Origin of the sequence: Brevibacillus sp. JNUCC-41 (genome assembly GCF_014844095.1) — a bacterium.
GTDB lineage: Bacteria > Bacillota > Bacilli > Bacillales > DSM-1321 > Peribacillus > Peribacillus aracenensis.
Genome location: NZ_CP062163.1, coordinates 118,503 through 142,280 on the forward strand (window position 1 = coordinate 118,503; position 23,778 = coordinate 142,280).

Annotated in this window: 21 protein-coding genes and 1 other annotated feature (1 of these 22 cut by a window edge); of the genes, 3 read left to right on the forward strand and 18 right to left on the reverse strand. The window is 44.2% G+C overall.

Going from position 1 to position 23,778, the window contains the following annotated elements; all coding sequences use genetic code 11:
* Positions 1-187 (reverse strand) — a binding site (T-box leader); it reaches 50 nt to the left of the window's first position.
* A gap of 78 nt (positions 188-265) precedes the next feature.
* Entirely contained in the window at positions 266-439 is a 174-nt protein-coding gene (locus JNUCC41_RS00605; RefSeq protein ID WP_048683752.1) for a hypothetical protein, read from the reverse strand.
* Between the two features lie 128 nt (positions 440-567).
* Between JNUCC41_RS00605 and JNUCC41_RS00610 the strand changes: the two genes are divergently transcribed.
* Entirely contained in the window at positions 568-2,337 is a 1,770-nt protein-coding gene (locus tag JNUCC41_RS00610; RefSeq protein ID WP_192205928.1) for an N-acetylmuramoyl-L-alanine amidase family protein, read from the forward strand.
* A 67-nt stretch (positions 2,338-2,404) separates the two neighbouring features.
* On the opposite strand, the gene dtd is transcribed toward JNUCC41_RS00610, so the two are convergent.
* From dtd to JNUCC41_RS00640, 6 genes are all read right to left on the reverse strand, one after another.
* Positions 2,405-2,848 carry a D-aminoacyl-tRNA deacylase gene (gene dtd, locus JNUCC41_RS00615; protein ID WP_192205929.1) on the reverse strand — a complete coding sequence of 148 codons (444 nt, stop codon included), beginning with the start codon at positions 2,846-2,848 and terminating at the stop codon, positions 2,405-2,407.
* A gap of 15 nt (positions 2,849-2,863) precedes the next feature.
* Positions 2,864-5,062, reverse strand: coding sequence for a RelA/SpoT family protein (locus JNUCC41_RS00620; protein ID WP_192205930.1), 2,199 nt, complete (start codon positions 5,060-5,062; stop codon positions 2,864-2,866).
* A 318-nt stretch (positions 5,063-5,380) separates the two neighbouring features.
* Complete coding sequence (locus JNUCC41_RS00625) at positions 5,381-5,893, reverse strand: adenine phosphoribosyltransferase (RefSeq protein WP_061464220.1); 513 nt, start codon at positions 5,891-5,893, stop codon at positions 5,381-5,383.
* Positions 5,884-8,259 carry a single-stranded-DNA-specific exonuclease RecJ gene (gene recJ, locus JNUCC41_RS00630; RefSeq protein ID WP_192205931.1) on the reverse strand — a complete coding sequence of 792 codons (2,376 nt, stop codon included), beginning with the start codon at positions 8,257-8,259 and terminating at the stop codon, positions 5,884-5,886. The genes JNUCC41_RS00625 and recJ overlap by 10 nt, the downstream gene beginning before the upstream one ends.
* Before the next feature lie 146 nt (positions 8,260-8,405).
* The gene (gene secDF / locus JNUCC41_RS00635; RefSeq protein WP_192205932.1) at positions 8,406-10,667 is read right to left on the reverse strand and encodes a protein translocase subunit SecDF; all 2,262 of its coding nucleotides are present in this window, start codon (positions 10,665-10,667) and stop codon (positions 8,406-8,408) included.
* A 195-nt stretch (positions 10,668-10,862) separates the two neighbouring features.
* Positions 10,863-11,168 carry a post-transcriptional regulator gene (locus JNUCC41_RS00640; protein WP_192205933.1) on the reverse strand — a complete coding sequence of 102 codons (306 nt, stop codon included), beginning with the start codon at positions 11,166-11,168 and terminating at the stop codon, positions 10,863-10,865.
* Positions 11,169-11,338: 170 nt separating this feature from the next.
* Between JNUCC41_RS00640 and spoVB the strand changes: the two genes are divergently transcribed.
* Positions 11,339-12,901 carry a stage V sporulation protein B gene (spoVB, locus tag JNUCC41_RS00645; protein ID WP_192205934.1) on the forward strand — a complete coding sequence of 521 codons (1,563 nt, stop codon included), beginning with the start codon at positions 11,339-11,341 and terminating at the stop codon, positions 12,899-12,901.
* 28 nt (positions 12,902-12,929) lie between these two features.
* Here spoVB and JNUCC41_RS00650 read toward each other — a convergent pair whose 3' ends face one another.
* Positions 12,930-13,604 (reverse strand): DUF421 domain-containing protein, encoded by a 675-nt coding sequence (locus JNUCC41_RS00650; protein WP_192205935.1) that lies wholly within the window; start codon positions 13,602-13,604, stop codon positions 12,930-12,932.
* 173 nt (positions 13,605-13,777) lie between these two features.
* Here JNUCC41_RS00650 and JNUCC41_RS00655 point away from each other — a divergent pair, with 173 nt between their 5' ends.
* Positions 13,778-14,149: a TIGR04086 family membrane protein gene (locus tag JNUCC41_RS00655; protein ID WP_192207988.1), complete on the forward strand. Its 372-nt coding sequence runs from the start codon at positions 13,778-13,780 to the stop codon at positions 14,147-14,149.
* Between the two features lie 43 nt (positions 14,150-14,192).
* Here JNUCC41_RS00655 and yajC read toward each other — a convergent pair whose 3' ends face one another.
* The 10 genes from yajC to safA form a co-directional block, all read right to left on the reverse strand.
* Entirely contained in the window at positions 14,193-14,477 is a 285-nt protein-coding gene (gene yajC, locus JNUCC41_RS00660; protein WP_192205936.1) for a preprotein translocase subunit YajC, read from the reverse strand.
* Between the two features lie 42 nt (positions 14,478-14,519).
* On the reverse strand, positions 14,520-15,659 hold the full coding sequence (tgt, locus tag JNUCC41_RS00665; protein WP_076365000.1) for a tRNA guanosine(34) transglycosylase Tgt: 1,140 nt from the start codon (positions 15,657-15,659) through the stop codon (positions 14,520-14,522).
* A gap of 36 nt (positions 15,660-15,695) precedes the next feature.
* The gene (queA, locus tag JNUCC41_RS00670) at positions 15,696-16,724 is read right to left on the reverse strand and encodes a tRNA preQ1(34) S-adenosylmethionine ribosyltransferase-isomerase QueA (RefSeq protein ID WP_192205937.1); all 1,029 of its coding nucleotides are present in this window, start codon (positions 16,722-16,724) and stop codon (positions 15,696-15,698) included.
* A 38-nt stretch (positions 16,725-16,762) separates the two neighbouring features.
* Positions 16,763-16,969: a DUF2905 domain-containing protein gene (locus JNUCC41_RS00675; protein ID WP_034308809.1), complete on the reverse strand. Its 207-nt coding sequence runs from the start codon at positions 16,967-16,969 to the stop codon at positions 16,763-16,765.
* The gene (ruvB, locus tag JNUCC41_RS00680) at positions 16,966-17,964 is read right to left on the reverse strand and encodes a Holliday junction branch migration DNA helicase RuvB (protein WP_034308811.1); all 999 of its coding nucleotides are present in this window, start codon (positions 17,962-17,964) and stop codon (positions 16,966-16,968) included. The genes JNUCC41_RS00675 and ruvB overlap by 4 nt, the downstream gene beginning before the upstream one ends.
* Positions 17,965-17,975: 11 nt before the next feature.
* On the reverse strand, positions 17,976-18,590 hold the full coding sequence (gene ruvA, locus JNUCC41_RS00685; protein WP_192205938.1) for a Holliday junction branch migration protein RuvA: 615 nt from the start codon (positions 18,588-18,590) through the stop codon (positions 17,976-17,978).
* A 321-nt stretch (positions 18,591-18,911) separates the two neighbouring features.
* Positions 18,912-19,421: a BofC C-terminal domain-containing protein gene (locus JNUCC41_RS00690; protein ID WP_370662556.1), complete on the reverse strand. Its 510-nt coding sequence runs from the start codon at positions 19,419-19,421 to the stop codon at positions 18,912-18,914.
* A 101-nt stretch (positions 19,422-19,522) separates the two neighbouring features.
* The gene (locus tag JNUCC41_RS00695) at positions 19,523-20,122 is read right to left on the reverse strand and encodes a YhcN/YlaJ family sporulation lipoprotein (protein WP_192205939.1); all 600 of its coding nucleotides are present in this window, start codon (positions 20,120-20,122) and stop codon (positions 19,523-19,525) included.
* Between the two features lie 102 nt (positions 20,123-20,224).
* Positions 20,225-21,172, reverse strand: a complete 948-nt coding sequence (locus JNUCC41_RS00700; protein ID WP_192205940.1) for a phosphotransferase — start codon at positions 21,170-21,172, stop codon at positions 20,225-20,227.
* Positions 21,162-23,591 (reverse strand): SafA/ExsA family spore coat assembly protein, encoded by a 2,430-nt coding sequence (gene safA, locus JNUCC41_RS00705; RefSeq protein WP_192205941.1) that lies wholly within the window; start codon positions 23,589-23,591, stop codon positions 21,162-21,164. The genes JNUCC41_RS00700 and safA overlap by 11 nt, the downstream gene beginning before the upstream one ends.
* Positions 23,592-23,778 lie beyond the last annotated feature (187 nt).

Consider the following 23,778-nt stretch of genomic DNA (forward strand, 5'->3'; position numbering starts at 1 on the left):
AAAAAAAGTGCCTCCGCTCAAGAACAGTTAACGCCTGTTTTACGTCCATCTCCTATTAAGTAAATCCGTTCGGAGTGAAGCCTACGGAGGGTTCTTTCATTAAGTCATCATGTGGAATGCTTTCAGCCTCGGCATTTCCTCTCTTTTCATGTGTTTCTTAATTACTCTTCTCCATCATTGGTTATTGCAGTAATAAGTCTGATATTTTATAATCATACGGACGTTAACATCAAATGTCAAGGCAGACTGAGGATTTTGTCGCATTTTATTGGTTCATACGTTTTTTCAAATTTTTGATCGTCCGGACATTGACCCCGAATTCGGATGCCAATTCAACAAGGTTTGCGCTTTGTTCCTTTTGAATGAAATCGTGAAAATCGACACCCAGTACTTGATTGCCTCCGCTTAAGCTCGTTTGATCTTTTTCGCTGAATTTCATGTGGTTCCCTCCTAGAGTTATATAAGCTCTATTCTTTCCTAAAAAAAATGTTTTTTGCACAGGGAAAGAGGGAAATTTTCATTGAACGAGAATACATACATATAGACATTAAAGGGAGAGACAAGTTTATGAAGAAGAAATCGGGTTTATTCGGCCTGACACTGATGCTGATATTCTCAGCGATTTTCCCCATCAATCACGCTTTTGGAAAAGATGAAGGGGAAAATATCGTAACGACCCAAGTGGTCAATGTCCGTGAAGGTGCTGGCCTCAGTTTCCCTATCGTAAAAAAACTGGAAAAAGGGGAATCGTATCCCATTCTGAATGAGGATGGCGACTGGATCGAAATCCGGATCGGCGTCGGCAAAACGGGATGGGTTGCCAATTGGTTAGTGGAGAAACAAACGGGGTCTGAAACCAATCAGGTCAAAAAAGAATCCGGACAAGGCGTGATAACAGGCAGCTCCGTCCGTGTCCGCACAGGTCCCGGCACTACATTTCAAACGGTTGGGTCCTTGAGTAAAGGAACGGCTGTTGACATCATTGAAAAAAATGAAAATTGGATAAAAGTCGAAATGGCTGATATCGAAGGCTGGGTCTCATCTGACTACTTGAAGCTTCCCGCCGCACCAGGAAATGCAGTGAAGAAAGATTCAACTAAGGAAAAGGAAACGAATCCATCCGTAAAAACCGGTGTAACTTTGGTGGATCGGCTCAATGTCCGTTCGGAACCATCGACAAGCAGTGCCTCGCTTGGAAAGCTGAATAAAAATACGTCAGTGACCGTTTACGGGGTTGAAAATGAATGGGCTGAAATTGATTTCCAAGGAGTCCGCGGTTGGGTAGCTGAATCTTACATACAAGTAAGCGAAGATAAAGCTGATATGAAAAATGATACGGCAGGCGCCACCGCAAGGGTGACCGCTACGGGTTTAAATGTCAGGAAAGAAGCCTCTCTCTCAAGCAAGGTCATCGGTTCGGTGAACAAGGATGAGATTTACGCCGTGCTGCAATCAAAGGGAAATATGACACAAATAAAGCTCTCTGGTTCAAAAAAGGGCTGGGTCGTGAGTTGGTACCTGGAAAAAGAGAGTACTGAAGAAACGGGGAAGGAAAAAAAGGTTGATGTAAAAGGAAACAAGATTACCATCATTCATGATGGTACGATCCTTAGAAGCGAGCCTGATGGCAACTCAGAGATTGTAAAGCAGGCAAATGCAGGTGAAACTTTCTCCGCATCGGGTATGGAAGGCGACTGGTATTCCATTAAACTTAAGAGCGGAAAAACAGCTTATGTGGCTGGATGGATCGTGACGATCGAAGGGAATCCCGAGCAGATCCAACGGCCTGGCGTTGAGAAATACTTAAAGGATAAAACCATTGTGATCGATCCCGGCCATGGCGGCAGGGATAGCGGTACAATTGGCGTCGGTGGAACACTTGAGAAAAACCTGACGACTCGAACGGCAGAATTGCTGCGTGACAAACTTCAGGCTGCAGGAGCTAAAGTGATCCTGACCAGAAGCGGAAATACCTATGTTCCACTCCCTTCCCGGGTCAGCACTTCACATATACATAACGCGGATGCTTTCATCAGCCTCCATTATGATAGCACCAAGGACCAGATCACCAGCGGGATAACAACATACTACTATCATGACTATCAGCGTGCATTGGCGGCTACCCTGGCCAATTCACTCGGTTCTACCATGCAGGTGCCCAATCGTGGATCACATTACGGGGATTTCCATGTTATCCGTGAAAATAAACGGGTGGCTACACTCATTGAACTAGGTTATTTAAGTAATCCAGTGGAAGAATTGACGTTAACATCGAATGAATATCAAGAAAAAGTCACATCGGCCATCTATAATGGATTGGCACGGTATTTTAAATAAAGAGAAGAAAAGCCAGCTTCGCATCGAAGCTGGCTTTTCTGTTACAAAAAAAACCTGCCGCAGCAGGTTATTTTTTGCTTTCAAGTATTAATGTAACGGGACCGTCATTTGTAAGCTGAACATCCATCATGGCACCGAATTGACCTGTTTCCGTATGGACGCCTTTCTTGCGGAGTTCGTCGTTAAATGCTTCATATAATTCATTCGCCTCTTCAGGACGGGCGGCGTCCATGAAGTTGGGGCGACGGCCTTTGCGGCAATCGCCGTATAAGGTGAATTGTGAAACTGATAAAATCGAACCTCCCACATCCAATAGTGAATGGTTCATCTTTTCATTTTCATCTTCAAATATTCTTAGATTGACAATCTTATCGGCCAAATAGGCGGCGTCATCGATGGTATCCCCATGGGTGATACCAACCAACAGGACGAGCCCGCTGTCGATTTGCCCGATTATTTGGTCTGCGACAACGACTTTTGCCGCTTTGGAACGTTGTAAAACAACACGCATGGCAATAAAAACTCCTTAGTTCATTATCCTTCTGACGGAATAAACATCTGAAATTTGTTTTATGCGGTCGACGACCTTTTGTAAATGGGCAATGTTATGAATATAAATCGACATGTGAATGGTCGCTACCTTATTCCTGTCGGATTTACCCGAGACCGCTGAAATGTTGGTCTTGGTTTCATTGACGGCTTGCAGCACTTCGTTTAATAAGCCGCGACGGTCATAGCCGCTGATTTCAATTTCTACGATGTATTCCTTGCGTTCGTTAATCGTACTTTCCCATTCGACCGGTACGAGGCGATGATCAGCATCTCCGCTATCCAGGTTCGGGCAATCTTGTCTATGAACTGAAACTCCACGGCCTTTGGTTATATAACCAACGATTTCGTCCCCTGGAACTGGGTTGCAACAGCGTGATAAACGGATAAGCAGGTTATCAATCCCCGGTACCTGTACGCCTGAGTCACGTTTTTTAGATGTATTGGAGAAGGTTTTCAGATCGGCTACCGCTTCAGAAATATCTGCTTCTTGCTCGACCATTTTCTGCTTACGCCATTTTTCGGTAAGGCGATTAGCAACCTGAAGGGCTGTTATTCCGTTATATCCGACTGCTGCATACATATCCTCTTCATTCAGGAAGTTGAATTTATCCGCAACACGCCTGATATTCTCGGAAGCCAGGATTTCCTTCAGGTCGAACTCCATATCCTTGATTTCCTTTTCAACAAGCTCTTTGCCTTTTTCGATATTTTCTTCTCGGCGCTGCTTCTTGAAAAATTGGCGGATTTTATTTTTCGCTTGAGATGTTTGCGTTAGCTTAAGCCAATCCTGACTTGGGCCATATGAATGCTTCGATGTTAAGATTTCTATGATGTCGCCAGTTTTCAGTTTATAATCCAGCGGTACCATTTTCCCGTTCACTTTGGCACCAATCGTTTTATTTCCGATTTCCGAGTGAATCCGGTAAGCGAAATCAATCGGGTTGGATCCTGATGGCAATTCGATGACATCGCCTTTTGGAGTGAAAATGAATACCATATCGGAAAAAAGATCTATTTTAAGGGATTCCATGAATTCCTCGGCATTAGTCGCATCATCCTGGAATTCAAGAATTTCCCGGAACCATGTCAATTTTTCTTCCAATGAAGGCTGTTCACCGACATCTTTTCCCTCTTTATAAGCCCAGTGCGCAGCAACCCCGAACTCGGCAATGCGATGCATATCGGAAGTACGGATCTGCACTTCCAGCGGATCGCCTTTCGGTCCGATCACCGTCGTATGAAGCGATTGATACATATTCGGCTTCGGCATCGCGATATAGTCTTTGAATCGGCCAGGCATCGGCTTCCAGCATGTATGGATGATCCCTAAAACGGCATAGCAATCTTTTATGCTATTGACGACGATACGAACTGCAAGCAAATCATAAATTTCGCTGAACTGCTTATTCTGCAAAGCCATTTTGCGATAAATGCTGTATATATGTTTCGGCCTGCCGGATAGGTCAGCCTTAATGTTGACTTCCTCAACGTTTTTACGCACTTCATCAATGACTTCTTCCAGATAGTTTTCACGTTCTGCACGCTTTTTCTTCATCAGGTTGACGATTCGGTAATACTGCTGAGGATTCAAATACCTTAGAGCAGTATCTTCCAGTTCCCATTTAATCGTGCTGATACCAAGACGATGGGCAAGCGGTGCGAAGATTTCCAACGTCTCGTTCGATATCCTTCTCTGCTTTTCCTGAGGCAGATGCTTCAATGTCCGCATATTATGCAGTCTGTCCGCAAGCTTGATCAAGATGACCCGTATATCCTGGGCCATCGCCACGAACATTTTCCGATGGTTTTCCGCCTGTTGCTCCTGCTGTGATTTGTATTTGATTTTCCCTAACTTGGTCACACCATCCACAAGCATGGCGACTTCAGGACTGAAATTTTCTTCAATGTCCTTCAAAGTGATCTCCGTGTCTTCAACAACATCATGTAAAAAACCTGCCGCAATGGTTGCAGGGTCCATTTCAAGATCAGCCAGAATGCCCGCCACTTGAATCGGATGAATAATATACGGCTCTCCCGATTTACGGAATTGTTCTCGGTGAGCATACTCTGCATACTTAAACGCTCTATGGATAAATTCAGCTTCTTCCGGCTGAAGATATAAGCTGGCCCGTTCCACAACCTGCTCGGCAGTCAATATTTGATCATTAGCCATTTAATCACCTTAACCCCACTTTAACTGCCACCGGATATGATCCGGATTGAGTATGATTGGTAGCACTTCCCTTTATTCTGCAAAACGTGACAATTTTTGCGAAAAAAAATAAATCCGCTTAAACGGATAAAGTGCAAATAAACTTATTAGCAGAAAAACTCTTTATTATTACTATTATCGAAAAAAAAGGCAAGGATGTAAAGAGTTAAACGTGTATTTTATTAAGAATAGGGCATTTTTTCACTGGAAATTCGACAAAATCCAGCTAAAATGAGTAAAAAGAGAAAAAGAGCACCCTGTTAAGAGTGCTCTCGTTTATTAAAAGCTCATTAATGTCAAGACATCATAGCCGTCTAATTTATCTTTACCATCCAAGTCTGTCAATTCAATAAGGAATGCAATCCCGGCTACAATTCCGCCAAGCTGTTCAACCAATTTGATCGTCGCTTCGATTGTTCCCCCGGTAGCAAGCAAATCATCCGTGATCAGGATACGCTGTCCCGGTTTAATGGCATCTTTATGGATTGTCAATACATCCTTGCCATATTCTAACCCATATTCGACTTTTATCGTTTCACGTGGAAGTTTTCCTTCTTTTCTCACTGGCGCAAAGCCCACTTCCAATGAGTATGCGACTGGACATCCGATAATGAATCCGCGTGCTTCCGGCCCGACCACCAAGTCGATATTTTTATCGCGGGCGTACTCGACGATTTGGTCTGTTGCATATTTATAAGCTGCGCCGTTATCCATTAATGTTGTAATATCTTTGAAGACAATACCCGGTTTTGGCCAGTCTTGCACAATTGTTACATATTGCTTTAAATCCATTGCTTTGTTTCCTCCTCAAGGTCTGTTGCCTCATGAACTAAATAATGATTGAACCAATCGAATAATTGCTGATAGGAAGAATAAACAAGCTCTTGTTCAAGCTCAAATTGCTCTTTCTTTCTTGTATACGATTCAGATTCACTGAGATCGCGTTTTTTCGCATTGGTTGTAAGCATAATTAACCCATTCTCTATTGTAACAAAATCAAGCTCAAAAAACACCTTAGAAATAAAATCCACTGTATCTCTTGACCAGCCGCGATATTTAGCCAGGTCATCACCGTATCTTTTCACATCGAGCGGACCTTTTTTGGCAAGGAAGGCATAGAACCATTTAAAATGATCCCTTGTTGGCATCGTACTTAAGAAATGGTCCTGTTCATGGGAAAAGTGAGCGTAGATACGCGAAGGGTTCTTATTGGCAATCACCCGTTTCAAATATTCCCTGGACGGCGGCATGTCCATGAATGCCAAATGACCTTCGAAGCAGTCGAGCTGCTCTGCATCCAGTTCATTCTTGATATGAACGAGATCTGGATGGTTTTGCAAAAATGGGTATCTGCGATAAATATCTTCCGAGAAAATGACGATCTTCCGGTTTTGTACAGGAATGTCGGCAAGCCACTTCTCTGCCTGTCCCTTGCCGCGGTAATCGAATAACTGCCAATGGTTCACCGAGACATCCTGGACAAAGATCTGGGGCTTTTTCATATTATTCCACTCATTGATGGAAAGCTCACCAATAACCGAGACTTCAGCGTGGGGAGCTATTTCATCGACAAAATGACCGAGACCGAAGCCCACACCGTCAAGTTTGTGATTTTCACCATCTTCCAGCTGTACCTTCAAGTGATTTTGGTTGGCACCAATTTTGCGGACACTAGAAAGCTGGACGGAATCTATCAAAATCTTCGGCTTAGGATTCGTAACCCCGAATGGCGCCAGCAAGCTCATTTCCTGAATCGTTTGAATGGAAACTTCAGCTAAAGTCGTTGCCCCGTCCAAGTTTGTGATGGGTGTGAAGTCCTCTTCGTTCAGTTGTTCCTTCGCAATCAAGTTCATGCGGTCCCTGAGCTCCTGAACATCTTCTATTTTCAAGGTCATTCCAGCAGCCATCGGATGTCCACCGAAATGAGGCAGCATTTCACGGCAGGCGGAAAGACTTTGAAATAAATCGAAACCGGCGATGCTCCGAGCAGAACCTTTAGCTAATCCCTTTTCCCGGTCATAGCTCAATACAATCGTCGGCCGGTAAAAGCGTTCAACAAGTTTAGAGGCCACAATTCCCACAACTCCGGCGTTCCAGCCCTCCCTGCCGATGATGAGCACTCCATTGGACTCCGGCCGGTAGTTTTCCTCGACTTCAGCAATCGCTTCTTCCGCCATTGCCGCAACCATTTCCTGTCGCTCTTTATTGATATCATTGATTTCATTGGCAAGTTCCGTCGCTTCTTCCAGACTTTGTGACATCAATAAATCGACAGCGGGATCGGCATCTCCAAGGCGCCCGACAGCATTGATCCGCGGTGCCATCGCAAAGCCGATCGATTCTTCATTCAATGCTTCCTGCTGAACATTCGCCACTTTCATTAAGGCAACAAGTCCCGGGCGGCGCGTCAAACGTAACTGCTCGATGCCTTTCGCGGCAATGACGCGGTTTTCCCCTTGTAAAGGCACTAAATCCGCTATCGTGCCGATTGCCGCTATCTCAAGCAAATCCTCAGGCAATTCCCCAAGCAAGGCGTGTGCCAGCTTAAATGCGACCCCTACTCCGGCAAGCTCTTTAAATGGATAGGAACTGTCCTCAAGTTTAGGGTGGATGATTGCCAATGCCTCAGGCAGTTCCGGTCCCGGTTCATGGTGGTCGGTCAAAATATAATCCATGCCAAGCTCGCCGGCAAGTTTCGCTTCATCGACTGCAGAAATTCCGGTATCGACGGTTATTAATACCTTCACCCCTTGCTCGGCTGCAAGGCGGAATGCCATTGGATTCGGGCCATATCCTTCTGTAAACCGATTCGGGATATAAAAGTCAACATCGGCCCCCAATCTTGTCAGCGCCGTCATCATCACTGTCGTCGATGTCACGCCATCCGCATCATAATCACCAAATATACGTATTTTTTCTCCATTTTGAATCGCTTCTTTTATTCTATATACTGCTTTATCCATATCCTTCAATAAAAATGGATCATGAAAAGTTTGATTTTTTACAAATAAAAATGATCGGGCACTTTCAATCGTATTCAGGCCTCGATTCACAAGCAGGGCTGCAACCAAAGGTGTGATATGAAGCTCTTCAGCTAGTACAGCAACTTTGTTTTCATCGGCAGTTCGTAAGTTCCACCGGGTTTTTGGCTTTAACATTTATTCACCCCTCAACTTACTCATTATACAAAACGAATATACCAGTTTCAATTTTATTTTAAACTCATAATTGGCTGTAATTCCCTGTTCGATAAGCTTAGTTCAATAAAAAGAAGGCTGGCATCATGCCAGCCCCCTTTCACCTATTAAACTTGTCCTTCAAGACTTTGTTTCTTTTCTTTCGCGGTATTCAGCGGACCTTTCTTCTTCAATTCCCTGATTTTCAAATCAAGCCAGAATTGGGAAGCGATCAATAGCGATGAATACACGCCGCAAATTAAACCGATAAACAGGGCAATGGAGAAGTTACGGATAGCTTCACTGCCGAAGATCATCAATGCGATGACCGTGATGAGAACGGTCAGAACCGTGTTAATGGATCTCGTCAAAGTTTGCCTGATACTGATGTTCACAATGTTCTCAAGTTCTTCGACGGTTTTGATTTTACGGCTGAAGCGCAGGTTTTCACGAATACGGTCAAAGGTTACGATCGTATCATTTATCGAATAACCTACGATCGTCAGAACCGCAGCAATGAAGGTGATATCCACTTCGAGCCGGAGCAAGCTAAAAATCGTGATGATGAAGAAGGCATCATGTATGAGCGCGACCACGGCAGGTACGGCCATTCGCCATTCAAATCGTATCGATACATACAATATGATTCCGATTGATGCGATCGCTAACGCATACATGGCATTTTTCGCAAGCTCTTTTCCTACAGTCGGTGATACGGTGCTGACATTCGGTTCCGCTCCGTAATCCTTCTTGAAATGGTCCTTCAATTCAGCGATTTCCTGTTTATCGAGGACACCGACTGTCCGAACGACAGCATTTTTATTGTCTTTACCAGCGAGCCTGACATCCTTGATATCATCCGCGTCGATACCGACCTTTTCCATTTCGGTTTTGACTTGCTGAGTCGTCAAGACGTTTTTGGACGCAACCTCGATTCGGGTACCGCTCGTGAAATCAATCCCAAGATTCAATCTGAAGACGAGCAGGAAAATGATCCCGATAATGGTGACACCGATTGAAATGCCATAAAAAACTTTCCGATGTTTGACGAAATCAATTTTATCAAAGCGTGTTGGCAATGACATTAAATCCATTTTCTCGGATAAATCGTGAATGTATTTCTTCTTCACACCAAACCACGATGCATGTTTGTCCAGGAACCCGCTATTCACCCACAGGCTCATGAAGAGGCGTGTACCATAGACGGCTGTAATGAAACTCATTAAAATTGAAATGATCAAAGTGGTGGCAAACCCTTTAACCGAGCTTGTTCCATAATAGAACAGAACAGCCGCAGCCAGCAGGGTCGTTAAGTTGGCATCCATGATCGTAGCAAGTGAATTCTTGGTACCTTCTTTATAAGCCGCTTTAACCGATCTGCCAAGTTTCAATTCATCCCTGATCCGCTCATAGGTTATGATATTGGCGTCGACGGCCATCCCGACCCCGAGTACCAATGCTGCAATACCAGGCAGCGTTAGGACCGCATTCATCCAATCAAACACTAAAAGCGTCAAGAAAAGGTATATGCTCAACGTGACGACCGCAATGAATCCCGGGAAGCGGTAATACACTAGCATGAAGATAAAAACAAGTGCAATTCCGATGATTCCTGCGAAAATAGTATCATGCAGTGCACCTGCACCGAACTGGGCACCTACAGAAGTCGAATACTTTTCTTTTAAATCTACAGGCAAAGCACCGGCATTAAGAAGGGCTGCAAGCTCTTTCGCTTCTTCCACCGTGAATTGACCGGTAATATACACCTTCTTCGTATTGAAAACTTCACTGACAGCCGGAGCGGATATCATATTGTCCTGTGAGGCTGTATCCTTAATCGAATCTTTTCCTTCCTCGAAATCCAGCCAGATTGCAAGTACATTAGTCGGACTTGGCATCGAGGATATTTTTTGAGTGATGTCCTTAAATTTATTTACATCTTTCAATGTGACTTCGACAACCGGTTTATTATCTTGGAACGTTTGTTTCGCGCCGCCTTCTTTCAGGTCGGCACCGGTCATCATTTCCTTATCGTTGTAGTCACGAAAAGATAATTTAGCTTGTGTCGAGAGGATTTCGCGAGCGTTGTTTTGGTCTTTGACTCCAGCCAATTGAACGCGAATCCGGTCTTTCCCTTCGATTTGAATGTTAGGTTCGCTAACGCCCAAAACATTGACACGCCGCTCAAGCGAGCTTACTGTAGCCCGTAAAACTTCCGGGGTGATCTTTTCCCCAGACAGCGGTTTTACTTCATATAACACTTCAAAACCGCCTTGAAGATCAAGACCCAGCTTGATATCCTTTAGGATTCCTTTTGAAGTCGTCCCCATCGCTGCGAAAATCAATAGTGCGATTAGAAAAAACGCAACGATCCTGCTTCTTTTTACCATTATGTAGTAGGCCCCTTTCTATAATACGCCTGTTCCTGAAGTTAAAAAAACTGTCATTTTTAGTTTATATGATAACTGCAAACCCTTTGCTTCTTGAGAAAAAGGATACAGCTTCCCTGCTTTTTCCAAAAAAAGCATAACCATATCTATTATGAGTCATATACAAACAGCTGTCAATTTAAGTATATCTTTGCTTTATTCTTTAAAAAGTTCCTTCAGTTCTTCTTCAGAAAGCGGCTCAAATAGGTTTGGTGATTTATATGCTTCAACCATTTGGAAGTTCATGAACTGATTGCTCGAAAATGTCACGATATCTGCGACAAGTTCATGAAGGTGAATATTTTCCTGCGGACGCTTCCATTTATTTTTCGTTAAAGTTCCCCAAATGTCTTCCTCCGTTACGGCATTCAATCCGACCATTTGGAATTCCTCACGCTTGCTCTTCAAAAATGGACGTACCTTTAGATAATACCTTTGATAGGGATGATTCTTTTTTGCCATCACTTTGCCTCCAGTAAAAATGATTCTCAAATAAATGCGCATTTTCTTAGAAGGGTTTCGATCATTTGTTAGAACGCAAACAAACACTTTTGTCATGCTTTGTCCAAGTACAAGCATATAGATAATTGTATAGCATAACCGCTTTTTTGAGAAGGCAGGGAGGGAGTTCAATGTCCAAATTTTTAAAAGGGACGCTGATTTTATTAATCGCAAGCCTGATTACAAGGGTTCTTGGTTTCATTAACCGCATTGTCATCGCCCGCTTCATCGGCGAAGAAGGCGTTGGTTTATATATGATGGCATTACCGACCCTCTTTCTCGTCGTGAACATAACCCAGTTAGGCCTGCCAATCGCCATTTCGAAATACGTGGCTGAGGCCAATGCCAGAGGTGATGAGCGGAAAATCAAGAAAATCCTTGTCGTCTCTTTGGCCTGCACCATTACTCTATCGATGATTTTCACTCCTGCGATGCTGCTTTTCGCGCCGGTTCTCTCAGATTACCTATTCACTGATAAACGGACGCTATGGCCGCTCATGGCGATTGCCCCTATCGTACCGATCATCGCCGTCTCATCCGTACTGCGCGGTTATTTCCAAGGCAAGCAAAATATGAAGCCCTTCGCTTTCTCGCAAGTTATCGAACAGGTGGCCAGAATCACTTTCATAGCCGTCCTGACGAAGGCCTTTTTGCCATATGGAATTGAATATGCAGCAGCCGGTGCGATGTTCGCATCGATTATCGGTGAACTTGTATCCCTCTTCTACTTATTGACAAGCTTTAAATTAAAGAAACATTTTAAGTTCAGAAAGGGTTTCTTCAAGAATGTCAAATCCGGAAAAGGAACGTTCACGGAATTGATGGGGATCGCCCTTCCCTCCACAGGAAGCAGGATGATCGGATCGGTTTCGTGGTTTTTCGAACCGATCGTGGTCGCTCAAAGTTTGGCAATCGCCGGAGTCACCGCGGCCGCAGCCACCAGTCAATACGGGGAGCTGACAGGGTACGCACTGCCTTTACTCATGCTTCCATCATTTGTTACATCATCATTGGCGACGGCACTTGTCCCGGCAGTGAGTGAAGCCCGTACGACCGGAAACTTTTTACTCGTTGAACACAGGCTTCAGCAGGCCCTGAAAATCACCTTTATTACAGGCTGTTTAGCTATCGTCATTCTGTTCATCTTTGCCGAACCGATTTTACAAGTCATGTATGGCTCATCGCATGCTGCTGTTTTCATTAAATTCCTGGCACCTTTTTTCATCCTTTATTACTTTCAATATCCGCTGCAATCCATGCTGCAAGCATTGGATCTTGCAAAGGCCGCAATGTTCAACAGCCTGGCTGGGAACATCCTTAAAATCGGTGTGATCTGGTTACTGGCGTCAAAGGAAAGCTTCGGGATCATGGGTGCCGCAGTGGGGATAGCTGTCGGTACGATGCTCGTTACCTTCCTGCATTTTTCAACCGTGCTGAAGGTCGTTCCTTTCACGCTTCATTTCCGCAGCTATATATCAGCTTTGGTCCTTGCTTTAATTTCAGGATGGGGCGGTTATTATCTTTATCAATTCCCGCTCTCCTCACTGCCACTTGGCACACGGCTTATGTTTTCCGTGACGATCGTTATCCTGCTGTTCACATTTTTCCTGCTCATGACCGGCAGCATAAAAAAGGCGGATCTGATCAGGATTCCTGTAGTGGGCGGCTTTTTATCAAAATTCGCTTGGAAATAAAATGAACCGAAGCATTAAAAGGCTTCGGTCATTTCTTCGTTTCATTTTTATCGATATAAAATTGGCCATCTATGTACCCACAAATCGAAATTTCTGTAATCTTCGTTTCTCCCCGTTTTTTCAACTGGTGCCGGAGCCAAAAATGATTTTTGCCAATTCTATCGAGATTCCTCTCCTGTATTTCCCCGTCTATTATAAGGGGATAAGGTGTTTCCTTGGTTTTAGACCTTTTACCTTTGGTATTTTTGATGATTGAAAGCTTTCCTGAGGATTCGAGGATGGCGAATTGTACTTCATTTAAATCGCTTATCCCCTGTTCACGCAGCTGGGTCAATAAATCATCGAAATTATATCTTTGCCTACGCATCGCTTTTTCATCTATTTTCCCTTGATTGATGATGATTTGCGGCTTACCGTCCACGATGTTTCGAAACCTTATGCTTTTCAATGAAATGTAGGCCATGATTATTTGGATGAAAGCAAGTACGAACATCGGTATGATTTGCCTTAAAAATGGTTTATCCAAATCTTCAAAGGAAAGGACGGCAATGTCCCCTATCATGATGGATACCACCAAATCAAGAATGCTCAGTTCCCCAACTTCCCGCTTACCCATCAATCGGAAAAGTAATAATATGACTAGATAGATCACTGTTGTTCTAAAAATAATAGCCAGGGTATCCAATGAATAACACTCCTTCATCCATAGCATGGCTTGGGAGCTGAAAAATTACTCCATAATCTTTTCTAATTTTTCCGGAAGCTCATTAAACCTGGTCTAAAGGTTCGATATCGGGAATATGCTTGTACAAACACATAAACAGGCTATACGTATCAGCCTTTCAAAAAGGAGGAATACCCATCGAAACTAAAAAAATGAGTGTCGCCGTGATTTATGGCGTAGGCTCCATCTTTGCAATAGCGATGATTGCTAGTTTAATCGTTTCCATCCTTCTTCGTTTTACTTCATTGACGGAATCATCCCTGACATACGTGATCATGATCGTGTCCTTTTTATCGCTGTTCATTGGTGGATTCATTTCAGGAGGCAAAGGGAAAAAGCAAGGACTATTCTTGGGCGGGAGCACTGGGCTGCTTTATCTGTTGGTCGTGTTCCTTTTTCAATATTTAGGCCACGATGCACTCTTCACCATCAAGCAATGGATATACTATGGCTGTTTTGTGATTACGGCCATGATGGGCGGCGTGCTTGGGGTCAACATGAGTTCCGACTCCCGTCCCGATTAAAAAACAAACGAAAACCGGGCACATGGCCCGGTTTTCGTTTGTTTTATACGGATACTTCTTTATTCGGTGCGCTTTCCGTAATTTCACGGATTGCTGCACGGTCAAAAGTCAGTTTTGTGCCGTCTGGTGATTTAATGACGATTTTCAAGTCATCGATTGCATCGATTGTTCCGTGCATGCCGCCGATTGTAGCAACTTTATCACCTTTTTTCAAACTGCTTTGCATGTTTTGCGTAGCCTTTTGGCGTTTTTGCTGCGGGCGGATCAATAAGAAATAGAACAATACGAACATTAAAATCAATGGAAGTATTTGTGTTAAAGAACCCATCTTGTATATTCACTCCTTTCGTTCATTAAAATATTTATGGAATTAGAAGTTTCTCGCATTTGGTTCATTGAAACCATACTGCTCAAAAAACTCTTCCCTAAAGTCTCCAAGACGATCTTCTCGAATAGCTTGTCTGACCTGTTCCATCAAGTTTAACAGAAAGTGAAGATTATGGTAAGTCGTAAGACGAATCCCAAAGGTTTCTTCACATTTAATCAAATGGCGGATATATGCCCGGCTATAATTCTTGCAAACATGGCAATCGCAATTTTCATCGATTGGACCGAAATCGCGTGCATATTTCGCATTTTTCACAACCAGACGCCCATTGCTTGTCATGAGCGTACCATTACGCGCAATTCGCGTCGGCAGTACACAGTCAAACATATCGATACCGCGGAGTGCACCATCGATCAATGAATCCGGTGAACCGACTCCCATAAGGTAACGCGGTTTGTCAGTTGGCAAAAGCGGACTTGTAAACTCAAGGACGCGGTTCATGATATCCTTCGGTTCCCCTACGGATAGTCCTCCAATAGCATAACCCGGGAAGTCAAGGGAGACAAGGTCTTTTGCACTTTGTTTGCGAAGATTTTCAAACTCCCCGCCTTGAACGATTCCGAACAGACCTTGGTCATTTGGGCGCTCATGTGCATTCAAACAGCGTTCCGCCCAGCGCGACGTCCGTTCTACCGACTTCTTCATATACTCTTCAGTCGCCGGAAATGGAGGACATTCATCGAATGCCATCATAATATCGGAACCAAGCGCATTTTGTATTTCCATCGCTTTTTCCGGAGATAAGAATAATTTATCGCCATTCAGATGGTTCCTGAAATGTACGCCCTCTTCTTCAATTTTACGGAACTCGCTCAAACTGAAGACTTGAAAGCCGCCTGAGTCGGTTAAAATCGCCCGATCCCAGTTCATGAACTTATGCAATCCGCCAGCTTCCTTGATGATTTCATGCCCCGGACGCAGCCATAGGTGGTACGTATTGCTCAGGATGATGCCTGCCCCCATTTGTTTCAAATCTTCCGGGGACATCGTTTTGACAGTAGCCATCGTTCCAACCGGCATAAATGCCGGCGTTTCAAAAGAACCATGCGGCGTATGGACGCGGCCTAGCCTTGCCCCTGTCTGTTTACATGTTTTGATTAACTCATATCGTATTGCAGTCAACGCAATAACTCCCTTCAAGAGCCTCACACTCTTATATTACTTAATTAACATTGCATCTCCAAAACTAAAGAACCTGTATTTTTCTTCCACAGCCGTTTCATAAGCATGTAGGACATGCTCCCTGCCTGCGAGTGCAGAAATAAGCATGATTAAAGTAGATTTTGGCAAATGGAAATTCGTTATCATCGCATCGATCCCTTTGAACTCATAACCAGGATAAATGAAGATGCTCGTCCAGCCATTCTCTTCCTTGAAAACCCCATCATTGCGGGACGCAATCGTTTCCAATGTCCTTGTGGACGTTGTGCCGACCGTAATGATTTTCCCGCCCTTAGCTTTCACATCATTCAGCAATCTGGCTGTGCCTTCCGTCATTTGATAAAATTCCGAATGCATTTCATGGCTGTCAATATCGTCGACACTTACTGGACGGAATGTACCAAGTCCAACATGCAGCGTGATGAAGGCGATGTGGACCCCCATCCCTTTAAGTTTCTCAAGTAAATCCTCCGTAAAATGCAGGCCAGCAGTAGGTGCCGCAGCAGATCCACGTTCACGTGCATATACCGTTTGATAGCGGTCCTGGTCGTCGAGTTGCTCCTTGATGTATGGAGGTAACGGCATTTCGCCAAGCTGCTCCAGTATTTCATAAAATATGCCGTCATATTTAAATTCAAGGATTCGGCCGCCATGCTCAAGCACACCTGTACAGACGGCACTCAGCTTACCATCGCCAAAAACGATCGTCGATCCTTCTTTAATCCGTTTGGCCGGCTTCACAAGCGTTTCCCATACATCATCATGCTCTTGCTTAAGCAGCAATACTTCGATTTTTGCACCGGTTCCTTCTTTACTGCCGTATAGTCGGGCCGGAAGCACCTTTGTATCATTCAACACCAGGCAATCTCCCGGTTTGATATATTCCGTAATATGGCTGAATACATCATGCTGAAGCTTACCGGTTTCTTTGTCCAGCACCATCAATTTACTAGCTTCCCTATCTTCCAAAGGAACTTGGGCAATCAGTTCCTCCGGTAAATGAAAATCAAACATATCCAATTTCATCTGTTCCACTTCCTTACGTGTCTATCAAGCTGTAATCATTATTTAAAACGGCCGATCAAATAAAAAATCGCGGACAACACAACACTGACGATGATTGATGTAACGATAGGAAAGTAAAACGTCGTATTCCCCTTTTTCAGAAAAATATCTCCCGGCAGCCTGCCGAGATGTATATATTTCATCGCAAAACCAATCACGAATATAATCACACCCAGAATCATAACCATCTTTGGTATATTCATCATTCAGGCATCTCCATGCCGAAATGCTCATAAACTAGCTGTGTTGCCATCCTGCCTCTTGGGGTACGCTGAAGAAAACCGACTTGTAACAGATATGGTTCATACACATCTTCGATCGTATGTGCCTCTTCGCCAATCGTTGCCGCAATCGTTTCCAGACCCACTGGTCCGCCACGGAATTTTTCAATGATCCCTTTAAGTAATTTATGGTCAATATGATCGAGTCCTAAACGGTCTACCTGCATTAATTCAAGCGCATAATCGGCAAGCTCGGCCGTTATCGTACCATCACCGCGCACCTGGGCGAAATCCCGGACCCTCCGTAAAAGCCGATTGGCAATTCTCGGGGTGCCCCTTGACCTTCTTGCAAGCTCGGCCGCTGCTTGATCATCCATTTCCGTATCCATGATTCTTGCTGTACGGATGATGATATCAGTCAAATGGTTTTCCGTGTAATATTCAAGACGGCTCAAAACGCCAAAACGGTCCCTGAGCGGTGCAGACAATGAGCCTGCACGTGTCGTGGCCCCTACGAGGGTGAACGGCGGCAAGTCGATCCTGATCGAACGGGCTTCCGGTCCCTTACCGACTACAATATCCAGACAGAAGTCCTCCATAGCCGGATATAGCACTTCTTCAACGACACGCGGAAGACGGTGAATCTCATCGATGAACAATACATCACCTGGTTCAAGTGCACTCAAAATGGCCGCCAGATCTCCCGGCCGCTCAATGGCGGGACCGGAAGTCGTGCGGATGTTCACACCCATTTCATTGGCGATGATGACGGCAAGCGTCGTCTTTCCAAGACCAGGCGGTCCATATAAAAGTACATGATCGAGCGTTTCTTCACGCATCCTTGCCGCTTCGATGTATACACTTAAATTCGCTTTCACTTTATCCTGTCCGATATATTGCTTTAAGTTTTGCGGCCGCAGGCTTTGTTCAAAGGACAGTTCGTTCAAATCGGCTTCCTGATTGAATATTCTCTCCTCCATTGCGCCACTCCTTATCTTAACATCATTTGCAATGCTTTCTTAATATATTGCTCGGTCGTCATATCTTCAGCCTGCAATTTCTTGGCAACCTTTTGGATTTCCTTTTCAGAATAACCAAGAGCCTTCAATGCAAGAATGGCTTCATCCAATTCCTCCGTATAGCCATTTGGACTGAATGCAGCCGTTACGCCTTCGTTAAACAAGCTTGGAAACGCATCCGGAATAATGTTCTCAAGTTTCCCTTTTAAATCGAGAATCATCTGCCGTGCCGTTTTCTTTCCGACTCCCGGGAATTTCACCAAAAACGATTCATCTTCATTTTCGATTGCCTGTACCACCTGATCAACCTGGCCTGATGCCAATATGGCTAGAGCACCCTTCGGCCCGATTCCCGTTACATTTAATAATTTTGTGAATAACGCCTTTTCTTGACGAGTCTGAAACCCGTATAATGCGACCATATCCTCACGAACATAATGATACAAGAAAACTTGAATTTCTTTCTGGAATTGAGCGGAAAAAATAAAAGGATTCGGTGTCATCACTTGATATCCGATTCCCCCATTTTCCACAACTATGTATTCAGGTCCAATATAATCGACCTTGCCTTTTATATAATCATACAAATTCATTCTCTCCCTGATTTTGCTGTACCTCTCATTTTATCATAAAAAGGGGCGTTGTTCATTAAAAGTTATTTAGTGGGCGCAAAGACTTTTACAATGGAGGATATCCCGTTTCATTACATTTGGGTATTATCCATTCGTAGACAATTGGGGTTCTACCTAAATTTTAAACAAGTTGATTGGAACGGGTGTACTGGACTCCCTCGGGGAAAGCGAGTGACAGCAGTCAACGTTCACTTAGCACTAACCCTAAAAAAACTGCAGACAAACCCGATTTTCATCGAGTTTACCTACAGTCTGGAGGGTGGGTATCATCCCATCCTAGTTTACCGAATATGGCTCATATTCTTTAATGAGCTGTTTATATTGGTCTTTATTCATGATTGGAATCCCTTTTTGCAGTTCCTCCTGCTTGTATGCTTCAAGTTTACCAACGTCTATTTGGTAGAAAGTATGAATGATCTTGGCGTGCTCGGGCCTTCCGATAAAAATGGATAACGTACCATCTTCCCTCATCCCAAGGTAACCATTCGCTTTTAAAAGCGGCGATATGTCATTTTCAATTTTCTTCATGACAATCTGCTCTTCATTTTGATCGACCACTATCCATCCTTCATATTTTGACCAAAAGTCCTCCATCGACCAAATTGTTTCTGTCAATTTCTCTTCACTTAATTCACCATCCAGATACATACGCTGAAGAATGACCTTCCTTTCAATAGGCTCATTTTCCTTTTGAACGGTTTCTTCCGCAAAAACGGTTAGGCAAATTGGCAATATGAAAAGCGTCATGAAAAATTGGATTCTAAGTTGATTAATCAATATATTCACCTCTTAAGGCGTTTACTTTTTATGTAGTTTGACCCCAAATAAGGATTATTAACCAGAAAAAAATCAAAAAGAGCTGACTCCATATTGGGTCAGCCCACTTGTTATTTTAAGTGTTTTTCGTGAATGTTAAGGTTATCGAACATGTCATTGGCATCCAAAATGATCATTTCCCGCGTATCGCCATCCCGAAGATTGTTATCAAGTGTCATCGTCCTGAAATAGACACCTTCATCGGTGGTTACATATAGGGTGCGGCCATTTGTAAGGGGTTCGATTTCCCTCCTGATTCCCTCTTTAACATCATTTGCATGGCTGTAGTCATCAAGCCGCAAAGCGACCAGCATTTCATCTTTCATAATGATTGTCCTGGCATCGATGACCGGCTCCGCTTTCTTGGCGATACCATTAACTTGATCGGCAAAAGTACCTTCATAAGAATTATAATAAGATGATTTTGCCTTAAGCGGTTTACTTTCATGTCCATGGTAGTTACGGTCACTCTTACTGTACGCATCATCTTTATTGTATAAACCTTGCACCATATTCTCATAATTGATGTTGCGTACCAATGCATCTTTTTCATGGTACCCTGTATCATTCGTTATTTTTTCATTTTCCGCTGTATCATTATTAGCACATCCAACCAAACTGACGGCAGCCAATACCGTACAAAGCGGATGTGCCCATTTTATTTTCTGCACCAATAACCCTCCCATTGCAATAGAATGAGCTATATTCCGCTCATAATTAGCATGGGTGTCGAACGGGAAATGTACTCTGTAAGATACGGCCAAAAACCCGTTTTAATTCCTATTAAGGGAAGAAATCCTTTCCTTCAATTTTTCATTCATCTCCATTCGCTTCGAAAATCCTTCCACGGACATTTTCCAAACCGAATGAATCTGGGAAGAACTTTTATTAAGACGATTCCATTCACGGAAAATATCGGTAGGATAAGTTAAAGCATATAAAAAGGCCGGGTCTGACTGATACCTTTGCAATTGCGGAACTTCCCACATTTCGGTGGCCGCATCTCCCAAATGAGGCAAAATACGATTTGCATACTGTAAATAATCAATGCACCTCGGGGCATTCGCCATTAAGTCAAAATCGATTAACGTCAAAGTGCCGTCCGCTCTCCGCAAGAAATTATGGTGGGCACAATCACCATGAATGATGACTTTCTTTTCCTTATTCCATAAAGACTGATTTTTATCAAACCCCTCTAGCGACCATTCCCCCCATCTAATCCATTCCTTGATAATATCTTCGGAAACATATTGGCGAACATAAGAAAAGTTCTTTTTAAATAGTGATAAGCGTTCTTTCCACTTTTTTGATTGATTGAACACTGGAGCGTTAATGGAGACATGTTCCGACACATCATGGAAGCTTTCCAGTAACTGAATGCCCTCTAAGCGGTCCTTATGATTGGAGTATTTGAATTTTTTCTTACTCGGCGGAAAATAGTCCATACTGCCATACCATTTCCCTTTAAATTGAAAGGGCATTAGATTCTGATGAATATAATACGTTTGATGAAACCCCTTTTGTTTTAACAAAGAAGTCAATTCCCTTTGCCGATCCCATTTTTCAAAACTGTCGAATCCTTTAAGGATCATAGGATGACCCTTTTCAAAAGTTAATAAATAGACACTGCTTTGAATATGGTGGACATTCTTTGGCTTACGATTTAAATAAGAGAGGAGACGAGTGTTAAAAACACTGTCTCCTTGATAATTAGTAGTCATCGCTTTCATCTACATATGTCGGTATCCCAAATGTTTCAGGCGCACGGACGCCCCCGAATTGGCCTGGCTGGCCTCCCATTTGTCCAGGTAACATAGCTTCCGGCTGACCACCAAGCTGGCCGCGCATCATGTCTCGCTGACCACCAAATTGCCCCGGCATCATTCCTGGCTGACCACCAAACTGTCCCGGCATCATTCCTGGCTGGCCACCAAACTGTCCCGGCATCATTCCTGGCTGACCACCAAATTGTCCCGGCATCATTCCTGGCTGACCACCAAATTGTCCCGGCATCATTCCTGGCTGGCCACCAAACTGTCCCGGCATCATTCCTGGCTGACCACCAAACTGTCCCGGCATCATTCCTGGCTGACCATCAAACTGTCCCGGCATCATTCCTGGCTGACCACCAAACTGTCCCGGCATCATTCCTGGCTGACCATCAAACTGTCCCGGCATCATTCCTGGCTGGCCTGGGTTTTGACCGCCCATCATCATACCTGACTGACCTGGGTTTTGACCGCCCATCATCATACCTGACTGACCTGGGTTTTGGCCGCCCATCATCATACCTGACTGACCTGGGTTTTGGCCCCCCATCATCATACCTGACTGACCTGGGTTTTGACCGCCCATCATCATACCTGGCTGATCTGGGTTTTGGCCGCCCATCATACCTGGCTGGCCTGGGTTTTGACCGCCCATCATCATACCTGACTGACCTGGATTTTGACCGCCCATCATCATACCTGACTGACCTGGGTTTTGACCGCCCATCATCATACCTGGCTGGCCTGGGTTTTGGCCGTCCATCATCATACCTGGCTGGCCTGGGTTTTGGCCGCCCATCATCATACCTGGCTGGCCTGGGTTTTGGCCGCCCATCATCATACCTGGCTGGCCTGGGTTTTGGCCGCCCATCATCATACCTGGCTGGCCTGGGTTTTGGCCGCCCATCATCATACCTGGCTGGCCTGGGTTTTGGCCGCCCATCATCATACCTGGCTGGCCTGGGTTTTGGCCGCCCATCATCATACCTGGCTGGCCTGGGTTTTGGCCGCCCATCATCATACCCGGCTGACCTGGGTTTTGGCCGCCCATCATCATGAATCCATCATATGATTCTTCTGACTCATCTTCATATTGGGATGGCATCGCTATTCCCATCTGAGACTCTTTTGGTGACACCCCTGGGTATGGGGCATGTGATTGAACGGATTGATATTGGTGATAATCTGGATGGTGATGTGCATTGGCATCCATTTTCTTGTTCCCTTGATACTGCCCCTTCACTTCCGGCCCATAAGTTCCAAGTAACCCCTTATTACAGCCGCAATCCTCCTCACCAGCAGTCTGGGAATAATGCTGAGGGAAGTTTTGATTGTATAAAGAAGGCGATTCGCCTGGTGACTCATAACCTTGTTGCATATATGAACCTGCTGCATGAGCTTGTTGATTCATCCCTCCATAATAATGGTGCGGAACCGGTGCGGAGGCTTGATATGGATAATGTTGCGGGCTTGTTGCATTCATGCTCGCCCCTTGGACGAATCCTTGATCCATCATTTGCATGTCAGAAGATTCCTCAAAAATTTCAGAGCTCTCTTCCATCATTGGATAACCTTGCATTTCCGGAGCCGCCTGATACCCTTGTGCACCTTGATATGGTGCTTGCATGCCATTCATATGCGCCCATGGTGGCGGCTGAATGCAATAACCGCTTCCAGGCAAGATTGGCGTTACTGGAATACAATCATCCACCGGCTCACTATATTCCTGAGCTGGCTGTACAGCTGGCTTTTTCTTCTTTTTGGTCACTGCAGGCTTTTCTTTTTTCTTCGGTAAAGGTGGTGGTGCTGGAGGCTTTTGCACACTCATATTGGTCATGTTGACCATATAATAATTATTGACGTCAATCTCCGGGATCACCGGCATGGGCACCGGCACTTCTTTTGGAACGATTACTTGCTTCTCTTTAATGATTGGCTTTGGCTGAGCGATCTGCTTCTCTTTCTTAACCGGCTGTGGAACGATCTGCTTCTCTTTCATTGGTTTTTGAATGTTTGGCTGCTCTTTTACAGGCTGTTGAAATTTCGGCTGTTCTTTTACCGGCAGTTGAAATTTTGGCTGTTCTTTAACAGCCGGTTTTTTCATAATTTGCTGCTCTTTCATATTTGCTGACTGATTCGGTTGCGGTTGAATTTGGGATTCTTTCATTCCCGACTGAATATTCACGTTTGGTTTACCCGTTTCTTTAATTACTGCTCCGGATGTCCCTGGTATTTTAATTTTCATTCCGGGCATCATCATGTCCGGGTTGCTCAATTGCGTGTTAACTTTTTTAAGTTCTTCAAAACTGACGCCGTATTTTTTGGCGAGTTTCCAAAGTGTATCGCCTTTTTGGACTATATGAATTTTCACGCTGTTAACCCCTCCTGTGCATATGTCCATATATTCTATGAAGCAGTGGGTGAATTGCTATTATTTTTATCATGAAAACTTATGCGTGAAAAATGACTTTTATGATTGGATCAATGATTTAGGGACATAGAAGGTACTTTTTGGGAGAGGAAATAAATGATGGGACGGTCTCAAAAAAGGAAGTTCG